Source organism: Mesorhizobium carmichaelinearum, from assembly GCF_900199455.1.
Lineage (GTDB): Bacteria > Pseudomonadota > Alphaproteobacteria > Rhizobiales > Rhizobiaceae > Mesorhizobium > Mesorhizobium carmichaelinearum.
On sequence record NZ_FZQR01000180.1, the window covers coordinates 1 to 411 of the forward strand.

Consider the following 411-nt stretch of genomic DNA (forward strand, 5'->3'; position numbering starts at 1 on the left):
GTCATAATGATAAAGTTGAATTGTTTCTGCTTAATAAATTTTACAGATTTGCTTGTAATCACACTTTCATTTTAAAAGATGATAGTGTGATTTTTTGTTAGCATCGAAAAATATTTAAAGTTAAACATTTGCTATAGGAAGTGGCTTATTGAATAATTAAAGAGTATTGTATTAAAACTTGAGAAAGTAACGGGGTGATCCAGTGCCGAAGAGTACTATAATAGAAGTACAAAAGAAAAACAAAGAACGTTTTAATCTTTTTTTAGACGAACAATTTGAAATGGGTATAGATATCAATACATTAGTCAAATTTAATTTAAAAAAAGGGCAACAACTTGAAGCTGCTGATATGGCAGAGATTCAAAAGTATGATCATTATCGCATAGGTTTAAATAAAGCAATCCAATATTT

At 27.7% G+C, this 411-nt stretch carries 1 protein-coding gene; it reads left to right on the plus strand.

Features of this window, described 5'->3' with window-relative positions:
* Positions 1–202: 202 nt before the first annotated feature.
* Positions 203–411 (plus strand): regulatory protein RecX (locus CKW40_RS46310; RefSeq protein WP_198421205.1); only part of this gene is annotated, 209 nt, incomplete at its 3' end.